This window comes from Paenibacillus sp. FSL R10-2736 (genome assembly GCF_038000245.1).
Lineage (GTDB): Bacteria > Bacillota > Bacilli > Paenibacillales > Paenibacillaceae > Paenibacillus_AQ > Paenibacillus_AQ phytohabitans.
In genome coordinates this window covers 4,363,351-4,380,789 of the sequence record NZ_JBBOBN010000001.1, presented here as the reverse complement: position 1 = coordinate 4,380,789, position 17,439 = coordinate 4,363,351, and the positions used below count along the sequence as shown (strand labels likewise).

The following is a 17,439-nucleotide window of genomic DNA, read 5'->3' as shown; positions in this document are numbered from 1 at the left end:
ATAAGTCAGCTTGTTACTTGTAACAGGCTGCTTGTGACCGCCATTTCAAGATTGAAGGGATTCCTGCAATATGAAAATCATCCGCGTTATCGCTGAAGTCTGCTTGCTGTATGTGTTCTTCCTGGCAGGAGATTACTTGCAAAAACTGCTGCATCTGCCGGTTCCGGGCAGTATCGTAGGGCTGTTGCTGCTATTCGCCCTGCTGCTGCTCAAGATTGTTCCGGTGAAGCTGATCGAGAACGGCTCATCCTTTATTCTGGCTTATCTTCCCATGTTCTTCATCCCGGCAACCGCAGGCATTATGAACCATCTGGATATCTTCAGCGGAAGAGGGCTTCTCCTGATTGGCATTCTGGTGGTCAGCAGTGTACTGACCATGGTCGTCACGGCACATTCCAGCCAGTGGATTGCCAGCCGCAGCGCCAAAAGGCTGACACGCCGGACGTATCGTGCGCGCAGCCTGCAAGGGAAGGGGAAGGAAGCATGAGAATTCTGCTGGCCGTTGGTTTTGTCCTGATGAATGTTCTGATCTATCTCTTCATGTCCATGTTATACAAACGCTACCGTCTTCCTGTCCTGCTGCCGGCACTGACCGCAACGTTCACTGTAGTCGTGCTGCTCATGGGCTTCCATATCTCTTATGAGACTTATATGATCGGCGGCGACTGGATTAATCGCCTGCTTGGACCGGCGGTTGTATCCCTGGCCTATCCGCTGTACAAACAGCGTCACGTGCTATGGAAGAATCTCCCGGCCGTTCTTGGCGGAACGGTGACCGGACTGCTCGTCGGAATGTTCAGCGGTCTGCTGCTGGCAGCCGGACTCGGCTTCTCCAGGCTGTATGTGCTCTCCATCCTGCCCAAATCAATCACAACCGCTGTAGCCATCCAGATCTCCAGCAATCTGGGCGGAGATTCCTCGCTTACCTCCGTATTCGTAATGATCGCCGGTTTCACGGGGGCCATCGGCGGGCCGTATATTATTAAGCTGTTCAGAATCCGCGGCGAGTCCGGCATCGGCATCGGCCTGGGAACAGCTTCCCACGCCCTTGGCACAGCCAAAGCCCTGGAGTACGGTGAGCAGTCGGTGTCCATGAGCTCGGTGGCTATGACGGTATGCGCCATTGTCGGCTCCATTGCCGGACCGTTCGTAGCCTGGATCATGTACCATTAATGCAGGGTATTACCCGTTAACACGCAGCCGGATGACATTCCACGAAGCTGCCGGAAGCAGGGCGCTTACACGTCCGCCGTCTGCGGCCGCCGTTCCGCGGTTATGCGGGAGCACATTCGCCGGGTTCGAGCGGGTATTCGCCGCTTGGAGATCCTCATGCTCAAGGATGGTATGCTGGATCACCTCAACGGCACCGAAGCTGCGCAGATCGACGGTCAGCTCCATGCCTTCGCCAAGATGACGGTTGACAGCAAATACGGTAACCTCGTTCACCTCTTCGTTAAATACACTGACCGCTTCCAGATAAGGAACATCGGTGAAATCCTGAGAATCATATTTCGGACTGGTAATCAGCGGGTGCAGCACCGTTCCCCGGCCATAGATTGAAGCGTGCATATAAGGATAATAAGTGGTCTGCAGCCACAGGGGGCCCCCGTTCTCAGTCATAATAGGGGCAATGACATTGATCAGCTGGGCAATGCAGGCCATCTTCACCCGGTCCGCATGCTTCAGCAGGCTGATCAGGCAGCAGCCTACCACAAGTGCATCCTCAAGATTATAGACATCCTCGAACTCCGGCGGGGCAATTTCCCAATGCTGCTGCGCGCGGCTGGTCCCCTGCGTTTTCCACACATTCCATTCGTCCAGAGACAGATAAATCTTTTTCTTGCTTTTCTTCTTAGCCTTGATATAATCACATACTGCTGCTACGCTGTCGATGAACTGGTCCATATCCAGTGAGCGTGCGAGGAAATTGGCCGTGTCTCCATCATTATTGTTGTAATAGGTATGCAGGGAGAGGAAATCTACGTTATCGTAAGTGAGATCCAGCACGGTTGCTTCCCATTCGGCAAAAGTGCTCATGCTGCTGCCCGAGCTGCCGCAGGCGACAAGCTCAAGAGTAGGGTCAACCCAGCGCATGGCTTTGGCGGTTTCATTCGCGAGTCTGCCGTATTCCACGGCTGTTTTGGCTCCGATCTGCCACGGGCCGTCCATTTCATTGCCCAGGCACCAGGTGCGGAAATTGTGCGGAGCCTGATACCCGTGGGAGATCCGCAGATCGCTCCAGTAGGAACCGGAAGGGTGGTTGCAATATTCCACGAGATTCCTTGCGGCATCGATCCCGCGGGTGCCCAGATTGACCGCCATCATGACCTCTGAACCGGCCAGCTTGGCCCAATCGGCAAATTCATTGGTACCCATCTGGTTCGTCTCTGTAGTCCACCAGGCTAATTCAAGAGAGCGCTTACGGCTCTCCTTGGGACCTACGCCGTCTTCCCAGTTATAGCCCGAGACAAAGTTACCTCCGGGATAGCGGATGATCGGCACGCGGAGAGCCCGGATGGCCTGCAGGGCATCACCCCGAAAACCGTTAGCGTCTGCGGTTGGATGTCCCGGCTCATATATTCCGCCATAAACGGCCCGGCCCAGATGCTCGATGAATGATCCGTACAGTCTCGGGTCTACCTCGGCCAGCTTGAAGTCCTTGTCGACAATCATCTTGGATTGAATGCTCATTGTGTTAAGCTCCTTTTGTAGTGAAGTCATGTTACGATTAATGAAAATATTAATCTAGTATCCTGAATTATGATTACATCATACGGATTACAGCGTATACTAAGCAATAAAAATATTTAGGATTAATAAAAATGTTAATTCAAAGAGTGCGGAGGTTAGAGGATGTATTTAACAACGGATTCCGAATCGCTGAAGGTATATGAAGCATTAGCCAGTGAAGTGCGGCTGCGGATTATTGATCTGCTCAGCGCGCGGGAGATGCATATCAAGGAAATCGCTACCCGGCTGTATCTAAGCAGCGCCATTGTCAGCTCCCATGTAGCCAAGCTCCAAAAGGCAGGCATCGTCAGCTCCCAAATGAAGCGGATTGATGGCGGCACGTATAAATACTGCTCACTCTCCGCTAATTTTCTGCAGATTAAATTGTCCGGTGCCAAAGGCATTGCCCGGAAGGTGGTTGAGGTCTCCGTGCCGGTGGGGCATTATACCGATCTTCAGGCTTCACCGACCTGTGGCATTGCCACCACCGAGAAGCTGATCGGATATTATGATGATCCGCGTTATTTCCTGGACCCGGAGCGGGTCGATGCCGGAATTCTCTGGTTCGCCAAAGGCTATGCCGAATATAAGGTGCCGAACTATCTGTTCATGGACCAGACGGTACAGGAGATTGAGATTTCGATGGAGGTCGGCTCGGAAGCACCGCATGTCAATGAGAAGTGGCCATCAGATATTGCGTTTACGATGAATGGAATTCCGCTTGGCAAATGGACCAGTCCCGGGGATTTCGGTGTGCAGCGGGGAAGGCTGACTCCGGCCTGGTGGAATTCCGATGTGAACCAGTATGGCCTGCTGAAGGTGCTGAGGATTAACGCAGGAGGAACTTACATAGACGGCCAGCAGATTTCTGCAGTCACCATTGATGAAGTAGGCTGGCAGCAGGACCAGTGGAGCTTCAGGTTAACTGCAGAAGACACCACCCGAAGGCGGGGCGGCTTAACCTTGTTCGGACGCGGCTTCGGGAATTACGAGCAGGATATTGTTTTTCGCGTGTATTACGAATAGTGAAACTGTATGGATGAAGAGTATGCTGAGTGATAAAATATCTTGCCCGCCGCAAAGAGCTTATTTATTGTTAAATAATGGTCTTTGCGAAGCTTTTTACAGGGGATGTGTGCGGGTTTGAGACAATTGCTCTACGGCTGTATTGCCGTACTTGTTCTGGCAGGAATTATTGCTTACGGCTTCCTGAGTGCACCCAAGGTGATCCGGCTGGACCGGGAAATGCAGGTGACCGCCTATAAGCTGCAGGATGCGGATTATGCGAAGACAGTAACTGTAACACTGAAAGGTGCTTATGCCGAAAAAACCCGGTCCTACACCGGCAAGCTTGCTGTTAACGGGGTTCAGTACGAAAACTGTGAGTTGAATCCGGAGCTGGGGTTCATGTTCTGTGCGCTGGAGGGCGCGCGGGGTGAAATTAAAGTATTGGGTCAGGTATTTGCAGATTCCGGCAGTAAGATATGGAGTCTTGCCCTGCAGAAGGGGGAGAAGGCTCCCGGTTATGCTAGTAACAGCTTCTACTATGCAATTTACGGGGAAGATGATCCTGGTGATGACAGCATTATTCTCACCTATCCGGCAGCAGACAGGGACGCGGCGATTCAGCAGTATGAGTCCCTGCAATCAGTCTGGCAGGATCAGTGGGAGCGCCGGGTGAAATAACCTCCAGCAATAAATGTTTGCAAAACAGGTCAACGGGTAACTATAACTAAGTAATCCAAAACCTGCACAGCTTGCATAAGGAGGAGTTCAGATGCCAGATCATATCGAGAATGAAGCAGACATCCGCAACAAAGAGAATAAAGACGGGGATTCACTCGCGGAACGCAAAAAGATGGAAAACGGTGTAGACATTGAACCGGAAGCCGATGACTGGGTCGCCAAACCGGCCGAATCCGCTCATCCCGACCCGCTTCCGAAGAATTAGAGCGTCAAATACATTGCGCATGGATGCAGCAGACTGTTCCTAAGGGACAGTCTTTTTTCACATAGGCCGGACGCTCTCCTTATGAGGAGGGTATCCGGTTTTTGATTGTTTGCGCTTGTGTACATGGGCATATTGAGCTTGGTTTAGTAAATGCTGTATACTATAGGGAAGTACAACCTCATCACGTCTTGATTCTCCAGATCATCGCAGGTTCACAGGTCTCAGGCAATTCAAATTGCAGGGAGGAAACCTAGTATGCGTAATCGGAACGAGAACGGCCGGTATCGGCAAAAGCGCGGTGATGCCCTGACAGGCAACCTCGAGAAGAAGTACGGATCGAGCTTCGGTGTGCGAAGCGACATGAAGCTGGAAACGCTGAGAAGCCAGCGTGAGGAAGGTCCGCCCTTAATGCAGATGCAGAGAGAACAGCAGCATAAGGAATGAATTCTGAAGGCTAGTGTGGTCGTTATTCGGCCCTAAATCATTAAATCCTATAAATGGCTGCAGTTCCTAACCGGAACCCTGCAGCTTTTTCTTTGTATAGGAAATTACGATATTCGTCAGTTGTGGATAAGCTTCTCTGGAAATTGGAGCAGGTCCGTCTGAAGGACGAATGTGTTTTTGTATCCGGAATTCCACAGAATACCCGGAAGTCGGAGGCTTGGAAAATTAAAGGGATAAATCCCTCTGATTCCGGCGAAAGTGGGCGGTAGGAGGAAATTAAAGGGATAAATCCCTCTGATTCTGCCAAAAGTGGGCGGTGGGAGGAAATTAAAGGGATAAATCCCTCTGATTCCGCCGAAAGTGGGCGGTAGGAGGAAATTAAAGGGATAAATCCCTCTGATTCCGCTGAAAGTGGGCGGTAGGCAGGAATGAGGGGCAAAAGTGCCCCTGAATCCGCCAAAAGTGGGCGGCAGGCGGGTATGGAGGGCAAAAGTGCCCCTGAATCCGCCAAAAGTGGGCGGCAGGCGGGAATGAGGAGCAAAAGTGCCCCTAAATCCGCCAAAAGTGGGCGGTAGGCAGGAATGAGGGGCAAAAGTGCTCCTGAATCTGCCAAAAGTGGGCGGCAGGCGGGAATGAGGAGCAAAAGTGCCCCTGATTTTACCGGAGGCTGCCCCAAACAAAGCAGTCAGAATAGAGCAATGTGAGATGGCTTAAAATCTACATCAGCTGCACAGGCTGCATAGCTCGGGCTGATTCTCCCGTTTAGGGTGATTTTGTTCTTCTTGTGAGGACCGCCAAAAATTACCGTCATAACCTCCGTTTCCTGGAGGCATACTAGCTCCCATTAGTGGAAAAATGGGGCTGGAGGCGGGACCGAATACAATGACAACGGTACTTTTGCAAGATAGTTATAGCGCATTGGCTGCGGTAAGCCCGTATTTGTTCTATTTCACCGTGTATTCGTTTCTGGGCTGGGTGCTAGAAGGCAGCTATAACCTTTACAGTGCAGGCACCTTCCGCAAAGAAGGCTTCTTGAAGGGGCCGTTCAAACCCATGTACGGCTGTGCGCCGCTGCTGCTGCTGACGGGACAGAGTATTGGGCTTCCGCTTCCTGTATTCCTGATGCTTGCCCTGATTATTCCGTCGGCTGTTGAGTTTGTCAGCGGCTGGCTGCTCAAGGGTATTTTTCATAAGCAGTGGTGGGATTATTCGGGAATGCCATATCAGCTGCATGGACATATCTGCCTGAAATTCTCGCTGTACTGGTGGGGGTTGTCTATTGCCTGTATCTATGGTTTGCAGCCGCTGGTCCATTTCCTGTATCTGCATGTTGAGCAGGTATGGACACCGGTGATTCCGCTGGCCCTGCTGCTATTCTCGGCAGATCTGCTGTGGACTTTCCGTACCCGTCGGCGCGGGCTGAGGGAGCTGGACCCTACGGAGCAGCTGGAGCTTGGTGAGGGATGATTAGACTAGGAGACATTTCCGGATGATTCTCCGGGGGGTGTCTGTGTTAATAGGTCAGCCAGAGCAATTTGGTTGGCCTATTTCTGTTGAGGATGAAAAAGAACTCACTCTTATCTGTTCTTAAGTCCCTTTAAGGTTTGATCATATTCATTCATAACCTGAAACAGATAGTCCATGAATTCTATACTAATGCCGGCGGGTAATGAGGACTTCGTGTTTGTTTTGATTACAATCTTACGTTTCATTCCAGTCACCTTTTTCCTCGTCAGATTGATTTGGTTTTTTTAGCTGTTAAAGCAATCATACGATAACCTTAAGACTTAAGAAATATTTTTATCCGAAAATATAAGAAGTGGACTGCGTTATGGAGCTGTTCGGATGACGCTCAGACAAGGAATATCTTACAACCGTGTCAAATATAGAGGTATACGGGTTGCCCAATATACCCCAGGAGCAGGAGGGAATATGAAGAGATTCAAGAGATACTATCCGGCTATTATTATTCTGGAAACGCTGATCATAGTTTTACTCTCAGGGTTATGGATACGGGAAATCAATAAGCCAGTCCCTCTGGCCAGGGATCAGCGTAACTTGATTACGCATTTTGATCAGCTGGATTTGGACAGAATTAGAGAAATGATACATAGATTTAAGGAAGGCAAAGGAGACAATCTTACCATGCTTGAGTGGGGCACCGACAGCGGACCGTATATTCATGATTTCTATGATGATGGCAGAGAGCTGCACTGGACGGTGGACAGCACCCGGGACTGGGCCGGATACAACGGAAAAATCGAATATGTCTGCCGGGAGATCCAGCTTACGGAGGTCGAAGAATTCTACAAGGTAGAATTGTCTGATTGTGAGAATCAGCCGGAAGACTTCAAGGTTAATCCGGTTTCTTTTCGCAAGGATGAGCTTTAGGCCGGAATGAAGGGTTATAATAAAATGCTAAATCAATCTTAGGAGGAATCTTCATGCCAATGTCTGAATATTACCGGGAGCTGCGCGGCAAGACCGGCAACGGGTTATTAATGATGCCGTCAGTAGCGGCGGTAGTGCGGGATGAACAAGGCAGAATTCTGCTGATCCGCAAGAAAGATGAAACGCTGTGGGGGTTGCCCGCAGGGGCGGTCGAACCTGGAGAAACACCATCCAGAGCGCTCCGCAGAGAGGTGTTTGAAGAGACCGGCCTGATGGTGACACCTGAACAGATCATCGGCGTATTTGGCGGCGGGAAATACAGATATGAATATATAAATGGTGATCAGGTGGAGTACACGGTGATTGTGTTTGAATGCGTCATCGTCAAAGGACATCTGAGAAGTGTGGACGGGGAGGCGGAAGAACTGGAGTTCTTCAAGGAAGATGAACTGCCTGAGTTAGCCATCCCGTATCCCCCGAAGCTGTTTGTGAGCGATGCCTCTGATACACGGAAAGTTATTTTTGAGTAGAGCACTGCCATTTAAGCAAAATGAAGATATTGTTCCCATAGGATTCAGCAGTTTCAATACAAAGGAGTAATTCCATTGCATAATCCGGTAATAAGATCCAAACTGGTCTACTGCGGCGCAGTACTGCTCGCTGTTATGCTGGGCCTTGGAACCAGAGCATACGCTGACCAGCTGCCGCGCTTTGTCAGCGGACACTTTGGGGATGCGATCTGGGCAGGGATGATCTACCTTGCCTTCCGGGTGCTGTTGACCCGGTATCCGCTAAAGGTGTCGCTTATACTCAGCCTGTGCTTCAGCTTCGGGATTGAGTTCAGCCAGCTCTATCAGGCAGAATGGATTATACATGTACGCTCGACAACAGCAGGCGGACTGATTCTGGGCCAGGGCTTCCTCTGGATTGATCTGGTCCGGTATACGGCCGGAATTCTGTTCTGCTATGTAAATGACCAAATCTTACAAAATTGATTCTGGAATATACAGGAGGAAGAATATATATTAAGTGAGGCGATGCCGGTATGTAATAATTTGGAATGAGACTGCCGGTAATCAGCCGAACGCTGCCTGATTTGGAGATGAGTAACTGCAAATGACGAACAGTTTAATCGTGGTATGCCTGCTGACCTTGATCATTCACACTGCTGAGACGTTATCGTATTCGGTACGGTTTGCCGGAGTGAAGCTGAATAAGATTGCCATTGCCTTATCCCTGACCGGTATCATTGTGCTGGTCTCCAGAACGGCTAATATGGTACAGGCTCCCTTAACGGCCAAATTCGTAGACTATGGCAAAATAGACGACAGCTTTCCGCTGCTCAACTATCTGCGGATTATTATGCTGGCTTCTTCACTGGGCACCTTAATAGCCATCGCCTTGTTTCCTACCTTCGTAGGGCTGTTCGGAAGAATTATCTCCAAGCTTGAGATTGAAGGCTCCATTCCGAAGCTCCTGACCAGCGTAACCGTTGGCCAGCTCAAGAATACGCGGAAATATATCCGCAGGCCGAAGGTGAGGCTGCGAAGCTTCCGCTACCTGGGTATTCCTAAACGGTTCATCGTGATGAATATATTCGTTACAGCCTTCTATACGGTTGGGGTGTTATCCTCCATGTATGCAGCCAAGCTAATGCCTGATTTAAGCACAACTGCCTCCCAGGCCTCGGGTCTGATTAACGGGTTAGCGACGATCCTGCTGACGGTGTTCATCGACCCGCAGCTCGGGATTATTACCCATAAGGCGACTGAAAATGTGGAGTACCGTGATCAGCTGGGCAAAATCTATGTTCTGCTGATGGGTTCACGCTTTCTGGGATCACTGCTGGGTCAAGCACTGCTTGTTCCGGGAGCCTACATCATTTGCTGGCTGGTGAAGCTGCTCTGATCCTCCGGGATAAGTCACTTCGGCAGCTTCAATTCTGCGGAACGGAGTGCTGTACTGATCTGCTGTTCCCAGCTGTACATACGTCCGGCCATTGTCCGGATCTCACCCATTTTGCTGTAAGACAGCTTCATCGCAGCCGCGGCCTTGGTGGCATCTCCCGCCTTGACGGCGGCTTTGTAGCGTTTGTCGGCTTCACTTCTTTCGGCCTGCATTGCTGAGAACAATTTGTTCTGCGCGGTGATCTGTTTCTTGAGGTTTGCAATGGGTGCAAGGGCATCCTTAGCGGGCTTGTTTCTTGCAGCGGTAAGCGCCTTGGCTTCTGCAAGTGCAGAGGTTGTGACCTTCACTTCAGCCCGTGCTGCAACTGCGGCCGGCTTAAGCTTATTGCGCTTGATCTCAAGGAGCGTGGCACTCTTCAGGTTAGTGGCCTTGCGCGCAGCTGCCGCCTGTTTACCGAGTGAAGTGTATTGCTCAAGCACTGGGGCATGCTTCTTCTGCATGGCTTCGGCTGCAGCACGCAGCTTGGCAAGCTGGGCGGCATCTGTGGATTGCAGCTTGGCATTAACCGCTGTGAGCGCCGCATTATTCTGCTTGCGCAGCTCCTGGTTCCGCTGGATTTCCGACTTTAACACTACTTGCAGTTCCGTATAAGCCGAATAAAGGTTATGGATCTCATCCAGCGCCGAGTCCCACTCTGATGCCGCTAAGACCTGCGGGACAGCACCAGCCCAAAGTGTCAGCAGGATCAGTATAACCGTGATTCTCTTTACAAACTCGCTGGTAAAACGGGTCAATTTCAACATTTCATTCCGCTCCTGTCATCATTAATTTTTGCCAATACAACACCATAGGACACAAAGAAGCACCTCCAAGAAAGGCATGATCTGCCTTTCTTGCGAGGTGCTTCTCCCGCTTAGCGTGTGTTATTGTTAATTTACTATAACTCTGAACTAATGGATAGTCAAGGAAAATGAAGAACGTTAGTTCTTATTTGTGTTATGCTTCTTTTTATATGACTTGGCCAGGAAATCTAGTAGAATATATCTATAGTTTACAATAATATATAAAGTTCGACATCTTAGGTACTCATAGGATAGGGGATGCAGGATGCAACTTAGACATGTAAAAATAAAAGGTACAGGCAAATATCTGCCGGAACGCGAGATTAGTGACGCGGAGCTTGATCTTGTCCTTGGCACACCTGCGGGCTGGGTTAATAAAATTACCGGAGTAGGCGTCCGTCACTATGCCGGTGAAGGTGAAACTGCTTCTATGATGGGGGCAAAAGCTGCGGAAGCGGCATTGGCCGATGCAGGCTTAAGCTTTGAGGATATTGATTGTCTGGTCTGTACAAGCGGGACCAAGGAGCAGCCGCTTCCGAGTACGGCAGTATTCATTCAGCAGGCGATGGGACAGGCAGATTCCGGCGTTCCGGCTTTTGATATCGATGCGACCTGTCTGAGTTTTCTGGTAGGTCTTGATGTTATGTCATATATGGTTGAAGCGGGAAGATACAGGAATGTACTGCTGGTTGCTACAGAAATAGCATCGGCAGGGCTCAACTGGGAGGATAAGGAGAGCTCGGCACTGTTTGGTGACGGGGCGGCGGCAGTCGTTATTGGTCCTGCAGAAGCCGGTGATACCTCAGGGATTCTTCATGCTTCACTCAAAACCTACAGCAGCGGCGCGCGTTATTCGGAAATCGCCGGGGGCGGCACAAGGCTTCATGCCCAGAAATACACTGCGGAGAATGCAGTGCCTTATTTATTCCATATGGACGGGCAGGCCATCTTCCGCAAGGCTTCGAAGCTGCTTCCGGATTTCATCAGTGAAATGCTTACAGCTACGGGTAATCAGATGAGTGACTTCCGTCTGGTCATTCCTCATCAGGGCAGTGCCATGGCTATGCGGCTGCTGCGCAAGAAGCTGGGAATTGCCGAGGACCGGTTCCTCGACAATACAGCAGGACATGGCAATACCATTGCGGCATCCATACCGATGGGACTGCATGAAGCGATAGGGCAGGGCCGGATTACACGCGGAGACCGGATTATGCTGATTGGTACAGCGGCAGGGTTGTCTTTGGGAGGCATGATTATTGATTATTGATCAGAATATTCTGATTACCGGCGGACGCGCCCCGGTAGCGCTGGAGCTGGCAAGGCTGTTCAAGGCAGCAGGCCACCGGGTCTTCGTTGCGGAAAGCGCAGAGTATCATCTGTGCCGGGTGTCCTCCGCTGTCGAGGCCAGCTTCCTTGTGCCTTCTCCCCGGCATCAGCCACAGGCTTATATTCAGCGGCTCGCCGGATTAACGGAGGAACTGAATATTAACTGTCTGATTCCCACCTGCGAAGAGATATTCTATATCGCTGCTGGACTTGAGCATATAACCGGCTGCCGGGTGCTTGCTCCCTGCCGTGAGATCCTGGCGCGGCTGCATCACAAGGGGGAGTTCATTGACTGGGGCCGCTCTCTTGGATTTGCCGTCCCGGAGACTACTCTAATCAGCAGCGCTGCCGAGTGGCACCGGACCCAAGAGATTGCTGCGGCGGACGGTAAACAGCAGGTCTATAAACCGGCCTTTTCCCGGTTTGCCTCTAAAGTGATCCTGCCTGGTAACGGTGATGCCGCAGGGTCCCGGAGCCAGAAGCAGCGACAAATCCCTCCTCCGTCCGGTATTTCCGCTGCTGCACCCTGGGTGGCACAGCAGTATATCAAGGGCAAGGCAGTCTGTACTTACAGTATCGTGCATGAAGGCTCGGTAGTAGCGCATGCAGCGTATGACAGCAGGTACCGGACGGGCCGGAGCGGTGCGAGTGTATATTTCGAGCATCTTGACCACCCAGCGGCACAGGAATGGGTGCAGCGGTTTGCCGGAGCTATCGGCTTCAGCGGCCAGATCGGGTTTGATTTTATAGAGTCGGAGGATGGAATTCTGTATCCGATTGAATGCAATCCGCGTGCGACCAGCGGGATTCATCTGTTCACCCCGGAGGATGGGCTAACGGAGGCTCTGCTGAACCCCGGTATGCTTGTGCAGACCGGAGAGGTATTGATTCCGCGCTCAGACCGAAGAGCTATGCTGACTCTGCCGATGCTCGGCTGCGGACTGAAGCCGGGGCGCGGGGGCTGGAGCAATTGGCTGCGGTCATTTCGCGGGGCAGAAGATGTAATCTGCCGGAAGGATGACCAGCGTCCTTTCCGCGAGCAGTTCCGTGTGGTCTATGCCGCACAGAAGACTGCCTGGCGGCACCGGATTTCAATTACAGAAGCGCTGACAGAAGATATAGAATGGAATGGTGAAGGATGACAAAAGCACTGGTGACAGGGGCGACCGGCTTTCTGGGGCAGCATACCGTACGCAGACTGGTTAAGCTGGGCTGGGAGGTCTACGGGCAGGGACGGAATCCTGAGCTTGGGAGACGGCTTGAGAAGGAAGGAGCGGTATTCCTTCCCGGGGACCTGCGGAATGCTGAAACGGCAGACCGTGCCTGTCAGGGGATGGATTTCGTATTCCACTGTGCGGCGTTGTCTTCGCCTTGGGGGAAATACCGGGACTTCTATGCATGCAATGTGGAAGCGACAGGCCATATTGCCGAGGGATGCAAGCGGCAGGGTGTAGGGCGGCTGATTCATATCTCTACACCAAGCGTGTATTCCAGCCAGCGTCACCGCTTCGGAATCCGGGAGAGTGACCCGCTGCCCAGGAAGCCGGCCAATGCTTATGCCGCGACGAAGCTTATGGCCGAGCGGGTAGTGGAGCAGGCAGCAGGGCACGGGCTTACAGCATTTATGCTCCGGCCGAGAGCGATCTTCGGCCCGATGGACAATGCCCTCTTCCCGCGGCTGCTTGCGGCTAATGAGACCAAGGGTGTTCCGCTGATGAACGACGGAACGGCAAGAATTGATCTTACCTGTGTGGAGAACGTAATCGATGCCATGCTGCTCTGCTGTGAAGCCCCTCACTCTGCCTCCGGGCGGGCCTATAACATTACCAACGGTGAGCCGGTCATGTTCAGGGACCTGATGACCAGCTTGTTCTCCCTGCTTGATATTCCTCTGCATACCAGGCGGCTGCCGTATGCTGCCGCTTATGCCGCAGCAGGGATGATGGAGGGTGTCCACAGGCTGCTGCCTTTCCTGGGAGAACCGCTGCTCACCCGTTATTCGGCAGCCGCGCTGGGAATCTCCCAGACACTGGATATTTCGGAGGCCCGGGAGCAGCTTGGCTATCACCCGCGCGTGACCTTAGACGAAGGTCTTCGTAACTTCGCAGAATGGTGGAGGGAACAGCAATGATTACAGAGATACCGGTTGGATTATCTATATTGTCTGCGGGATATTGCCTGCATCCTGAACTGCTGACACTGCGGGGAGGTTCGCTTAAGCCCGCCCGTTTTCCGGCAGGCTATGCCTTGATCCGGCATCCACAGCATGGCCCAATCCTGTTCGATACGGGCTATAGTGCCCGGTTCTTTCAGGAAACAGCGCGTATGCCGGCTTCGCTCTACCGCCGGATCACGCCAGTAGTGTATACAGATGAAGAGAGCGCTGCGCGGCGGCTCCAGGAAGGCGGGATTGCTCCGGAGGATGTTCGTTATGTTGTGCTGTCGCATTTCCATGCCGATCATATCGGCGGGGTGCAGGATTTCCCGCAGGCGAAGTTTATCTATTTGCGTAAATCCTACGATGCCGTAAGCAGACTGGGTCCGGTCCGGGCAACGAAGGCAGGATTTCTGCCGGGACTGCTGCCGGATGACTTCAACGTCCGTTCGTTGCCCGTAGATGAGTATTCGGCTATGCGCCAGCTGCCGGAAGGGCTTCCGTTCACGGAGGCGTATGATCTGCTTGGAGACGGAAGCCTGCTGGCGGTGGAGATGTCAGGCCATGCCGCCGGCATGATTGGCTTGTTCGTCTCCACCGGGGAACATGATTATCTGCTCTGCGCGGATACGGTCTGGTCCAGCCGGGCGTTCCGGGAGAACCGCAAGCCGCATCCGGCAGCCGGCCTGATCATGTCCAGCCGTGCGGAGTACAAACAGAATTTTGAACGGCTGCGCCAGATCCATGAGCGGTTTCCGGATATCCGGATCGTACCGAGCCATTGCCGCGAGGCGCTTGCGCTCTGGGGAACGGGAAGTGTGAAATGAAGCGGATGAGGCTAGTCATTACACATTATATTCTCACCAAATGGGGCCGGCGCTGGAAGAACCGCGCAGAGCTGGAGCAGTGGCAGGAGCTGCGCATCCGGCGCCATGTGGACAAGGTAAGGGAGAGCTCACGGTTCTACAGGGAACTGTGGGGAGGCATTCCGGCGGCTGAATGGCGTAAGTTTCCTGTGATCGAGAAGTCACTGATGATGGGGAATTTCGATGACCTGAATACAGCGGGTATCACGAAGGAACAGGCGTTTGCCGAAGCCTATGAAGCGGAGAACAGCAGGGATTTCAAGCCTACCCTTCAAGGCGTCACTGTTGGTTTGTCCTCAGGAACCTCAGGCAGCCGGGGAATCTTTCTAGTCGGAGAAGACGAACAGGCAGCCTGGACCGGCACTGTGCTGGCCAAGCTTTTGCCTGGGGGACTGTGGAGACGTGCGCGGATTGCCTTTTTCCTGCGGGCAAACAGCAATTTGTATGAATCCGTGGAGCAGGGCCGGCTGCAGTTCCAGTACTTCGACTTGCTGGAGCCGCTTCCGCAGCTCCTCGCCCGGATGGAGCAGTACCAGCCGGATATCTGGATCGCACCGCCTTCCATGCTGAGGCTGCTGGCCGAAGCACAGCAGTCAGGCGTCCTGAATCTGCAGCCGCGCAGAATTATCGCTGTCGCGGAAGTGCTGGACCCGCTGGACCGGGAGCATATTGAGCGTATTTTCGGACAGAAGGTGCATCAGGCTTATCAATGCACCGAGGGCTTTCTTGGCGCTACCTGCAGTCATGGGACACTGCATCTCAATGAGGATATCGTACATATTGAAAAGGAAGTACTTGATGAGGAATCCCGGCGGTTCGTACCGGTCGTGACCGATTTCTCCAGATCCGTGCAGCCTATTATCCGCTACCGGCTGAATGATATTCTGACCGAAGCGGCTGAGCCTTGTCCCTGCGGTTCACTGTTTACAGCGATCGAGCGGATTGAAGGCCGCTGTGACGATATCCTGTATCTGCCGCATGTTTCAGACGGCCAAATGGTCACGGTGTTTCCGGATTTCATCACCCGGGCAGTGCTGGCAGCCTCTGCAGATATTGAGCATTACCGCGTTATCCAGCATAGCCTGCTTGAGCTGGAGGTCTCGTACCGCACACGGCCGGGCAGCACGGAGGATACCGAGCCGCTGATTGCCGGCGAGCTGTCACGTCTGTTCACGCGGCTGTCCTGTATTCCTCCTCAGCTGAAATTCACAGCGTACAGCTTCACTCCCGGTAGGCAGAAGCTGCGCCGGGTGGAGAGGGGCTGGAAGCTGTGAACAGCAGAGTAATTCAATATGACCGCCATTCGGTGGATCAGCTGGAATGGCCGGATACAGAATATGGGCGGTATGCCCGCGAGTATATTACTCCGCTGCTGGAACGGGATACGGAATATTATATCTCCAACGTCCATACCATCGTTAAGGTGCTGACAGTGGACGGGATCCCGGTTCCGGTTACGGTCAACGATGGCAATTATGATAATTCATATGTGTGTTCCCCCTATACGCATTATGTCAGTTATGCGCGCGAGGAGCTTGCTCTGCTGAACAACCGGATGCTTGAAGGCGCATTATCCATCATGCTGGGGGGAATGGGCTGGCTGCTGAGACAAGGACGGTTCAACCGGGTGATTCAGGTTAATAACTGGCTGCTGTCCACCAATCTGTATCCTGCGCTCAGCGCCAGTCAGCTGACGGAATTGCTGGAGTATCTCCGTCACGCCTATCCCGGCTATACGATTATGTACCGCTCGCTCAGTGTAGAAACTTCAGGAGACCTCATCGGTAGTCTGCGCGGGTACGGCTGCAAGCTGGTGCCAAGCCGGCAGATTTACCTGCTGCAGCAGAACAGCACCGGCTCCAAAGCCAGGTGGCTCGTTAAACGCGACCATAGTCTGCTGGCCAAACACGGGTACACCGAAGTATCCCCGGCTGGAATTACACCAGAGGATATTAACCGGATTGTGGAGCTGTACAGGCTGCTGTACATTGACAAGTATTCGGCGTATAACCCGCAGTTTACAGAAGCTTTCATTGCCTTGGCACTGGAGCGGGGGACGCTGCAGATCTACGGGCTGCGGCATGAACAGGAAGGAAGGCTGGATGCGGTACTTGGCTTCTATGAGCGGGATGGCGCAATGACAGCGCCGCTCTTCGGCTATGACACAGCTCTGCCCCAGTCTGTCGGACTCTACCGTATGCTGTCTGCCGTTCTGATCGGGCTTGCCGGAAGCCGCGGTCTACTGCTGCATGAGAGCTCCGGTGTAGGCCAGTTCAAACGCAACCGGGGAGCGGTGGGGGCCATAGAATATTCTGCCGTGTACGACCAGGACACTTCCTGGCTGAACCGCTGCGGCTGGTCATTTCTGGAGCTGCTGCTCCGGCGGATCGGCATGCCGCTGATTCAGAAGCTGAAGCTGTAGTCTGGATCAACAAATCGTAGGAGGCAAAAAATGAATCTCGCTAACCGTATCACCTTATTCCGGATACTGCTGATTCCCGTGTTCATTGCACTCTTTCCCATTTATCCTGAAGCGTTAATCAGCAAATCGGTGATCCTGCAGCATCCGGATCGCCGCTTCAGCGCAAAGGATAGCTCTCTCAGCTGATAGATATGGCAAGTGGAAAATGGTGCTGCAGGTTGCGGCCATCTCGGCAATCCTGTTGAATGATGCTCCGTTCAGTCTGTTCACTTCGTTTCCGGTCGGCCAGACACTGATGTATGGCGCTTTGGGCATGACTGTATACTCGGGCTATAACTATATTAAGAACAACTATCTGGCATTGCAGCTGGGCCGCTAATAATCACCTAACTAAAGGAGTTGCT

21 protein-coding genes are annotated in these 17,439 nt (G+C 52.6%); 19 read left to right on the top strand and 2 right to left on the bottom strand.

The window, feature by feature from the left end:
- Positions 1-70 precede the first annotated feature (70 nt).
- Together NSQ73_RS19170 and NSQ73_RS19165 are read left to right on the top strand one after the other, a co-directional pair.
- Positions 71-487, top strand: coding sequence for a CidA/LrgA family protein (locus tag NSQ73_RS19170; protein ID WP_171719724.1), 417 nt, complete (start codon positions 71-73; stop codon positions 485-487).
- Positions 484-1,173: an LrgB family protein gene (locus NSQ73_RS19165; protein WP_340987702.1), complete on the top strand. Its 690-nt coding sequence runs from the start codon at positions 484-486 to the stop codon at positions 1,171-1,173. Before NSQ73_RS19170 ends, NSQ73_RS19165 begins: the two co-directional genes overlap by 4 nt.
- A gap of 9 nt (positions 1,174-1,182) precedes the next feature.
- Here the strand turns inward: NSQ73_RS19165 and arfA are convergent, their stop codons facing one another.
- The gene (gene arfA / locus NSQ73_RS19160; RefSeq protein WP_340987701.1) at positions 1,183-2,691 is read right to left on the bottom strand and encodes an arabinosylfuranosidase ArfA; all 1,509 of its coding nucleotides are present in this window, start codon (positions 2,689-2,691) and stop codon (positions 1,183-1,185) included.
- A 162-nt stretch (positions 2,692-2,853) separates the two neighbouring features.
- Here arfA and NSQ73_RS19155 point away from each other — a divergent pair, with 162 nt between their 5' ends.
- The 9 genes from NSQ73_RS19155 (at position 2,854) to NSQ73_RS19115 (ending at position 9,424) form a co-directional block, all read left to right on the top strand.
- Positions 2,854-3,756 (top strand): ArsR/SmtB family transcription factor, encoded by a 903-nt coding sequence (locus NSQ73_RS19155; RefSeq protein WP_340987700.1) that lies wholly within the window; start codon positions 2,854-2,856, stop codon positions 3,754-3,756.
- A 117-nt stretch (positions 3,757-3,873) separates the two neighbouring features.
- Positions 3,874-4,416 carry a hypothetical protein gene (locus NSQ73_RS19150; RefSeq protein ID WP_340987699.1) on the top strand — a complete coding sequence of 181 codons (543 nt, stop codon included), beginning with the start codon at positions 3,874-3,876 and terminating at the stop codon, positions 4,414-4,416.
- A gap of 91 nt (positions 4,417-4,507) precedes the next feature.
- Positions 4,508-4,681, top strand: coding sequence for a hypothetical protein (locus tag NSQ73_RS19145; protein ID WP_179093583.1), 174 nt, complete (start codon positions 4,508-4,510; stop codon positions 4,679-4,681).
- A 255-nt stretch (positions 4,682-4,936) separates the two neighbouring features.
- Positions 4,937-5,125, top strand: coding sequence for a hypothetical protein (locus NSQ73_RS19140; RefSeq protein ID WP_340987698.1), 189 nt, complete (start codon positions 4,937-4,939; stop codon positions 5,123-5,125).
- Between the two features lie 882 nt (positions 5,126-6,007).
- A complete protein-coding gene (locus NSQ73_RS19135) occupies positions 6,008-6,592 on the top strand; it encodes a putative ABC transporter permease (protein ID WP_340987697.1) in 585 nt (194 codons plus the stop codon).
- 465 nt (positions 6,593-7,057) lie between these two features.
- Positions 7,058-7,516: a hypothetical protein gene (locus tag NSQ73_RS19130; RefSeq protein ID WP_340987696.1), complete on the top strand. Its 459-nt coding sequence runs from the start codon at positions 7,058-7,060 to the stop codon at positions 7,514-7,516.
- Positions 7,517-7,569: 53 nt separating this feature from the next.
- Positions 7,570-8,046 carry an NUDIX domain-containing protein gene (locus NSQ73_RS19125; protein WP_340987695.1) on the top strand — a complete coding sequence of 159 codons (477 nt, stop codon included), beginning with the start codon at positions 7,570-7,572 and terminating at the stop codon, positions 8,044-8,046.
- Between the two features lie 75 nt (positions 8,047-8,121).
- Positions 8,122-8,511, top strand: coding sequence for a ribosomal maturation YjgA family protein (locus NSQ73_RS19120; protein WP_340987694.1), 390 nt, complete (start codon positions 8,122-8,124; stop codon positions 8,509-8,511).
- A 121-nt stretch (positions 8,512-8,632) separates the two neighbouring features.
- Complete coding sequence (locus NSQ73_RS19115) at positions 8,633-9,424, top strand: lipid II flippase Amj family protein (RefSeq protein WP_039297192.1); 792 nt, start codon at positions 8,633-8,635, stop codon at positions 9,422-9,424.
- A gap of 14 nt (positions 9,425-9,438) precedes the next feature.
- Here the strand turns inward: NSQ73_RS19115 and NSQ73_RS19110 are convergent, their stop codons facing one another.
- Positions 9,439-10,227, bottom strand: coding sequence for a hypothetical protein (locus NSQ73_RS19110; protein WP_340987693.1), 789 nt, complete (start codon positions 10,225-10,227; stop codon positions 9,439-9,441).
- 304 nt (positions 10,228-10,531) lie between these two features.
- Between NSQ73_RS19110 and NSQ73_RS19105 the strand changes: the two genes are divergently transcribed.
- The 8 genes from NSQ73_RS19105 to NSQ73_RS19070 are packed head-to-tail and all read left to right on the top strand — an operon-like array spanning position 10,532 to position 17,414.
- Positions 10,532-11,533, top strand: a complete 1,002-nt coding sequence (locus tag NSQ73_RS19105; RefSeq protein ID WP_340987692.1) for a beta-ketoacyl-ACP synthase III — start codon at positions 10,532-10,534, stop codon at positions 11,531-11,533.
- Positions 11,523-12,734, top strand: a complete 1,212-nt coding sequence (locus tag NSQ73_RS19100) for an ATP-grasp domain-containing protein (protein ID WP_340987691.1) — start codon at positions 11,523-11,525, stop codon at positions 12,732-12,734. The genes NSQ73_RS19105 and NSQ73_RS19100 overlap by 11 nt, the downstream gene beginning before the upstream one ends.
- Complete coding sequence (locus tag NSQ73_RS19095) at positions 12,731-13,723, top strand: NAD-dependent epimerase/dehydratase family protein (protein ID WP_340987689.1); 993 nt, start codon at positions 12,731-12,733, stop codon at positions 13,721-13,723. Before NSQ73_RS19100 ends, NSQ73_RS19095 begins: the two co-directional genes overlap by 4 nt.
- The gene (locus tag NSQ73_RS19090) at positions 13,720-14,574 is read left to right on the top strand and encodes an MBL fold metallo-hydrolase (protein ID WP_336103034.1); all 855 of its coding nucleotides are present in this window, start codon (positions 13,720-13,722) and stop codon (positions 14,572-14,574) included. Before NSQ73_RS19095 ends, NSQ73_RS19090 begins: the two co-directional genes overlap by 4 nt.
- 5 nt (positions 14,575-14,579) lie before the next feature.
- Positions 14,580-15,887: a F390 synthetase-related protein gene (locus NSQ73_RS19085; protein ID WP_445669679.1), complete on the top strand. Its 1,308-nt coding sequence runs from the start codon at positions 14,580-14,582 to the stop codon at positions 15,885-15,887.
- Positions 15,884-17,035, top strand: a complete 1,152-nt coding sequence (locus NSQ73_RS19080) for a GNAT family N-acetyltransferase (protein ID WP_340987687.1) — start codon at positions 15,884-15,886, stop codon at positions 17,033-17,035. Before NSQ73_RS19085 ends, NSQ73_RS19080 begins: the two co-directional genes overlap by 4 nt.
- A 30-nt stretch (positions 17,036-17,065) precedes the next feature.
- Positions 17,066-17,221: a hypothetical protein gene (locus tag NSQ73_RS19075; RefSeq protein ID WP_340987686.1), complete on the top strand. Its 156-nt coding sequence runs from the start codon at positions 17,066-17,068 to the stop codon at positions 17,219-17,221.
- Between the two features lie 19 nt (positions 17,222-17,240).
- Entirely contained in the window at positions 17,241-17,414 is a 174-nt protein-coding gene (locus tag NSQ73_RS19070) for a hypothetical protein (RefSeq protein WP_340987685.1), read from the top strand.
- Positions 17,415-17,439 lie beyond the last annotated feature (25 nt).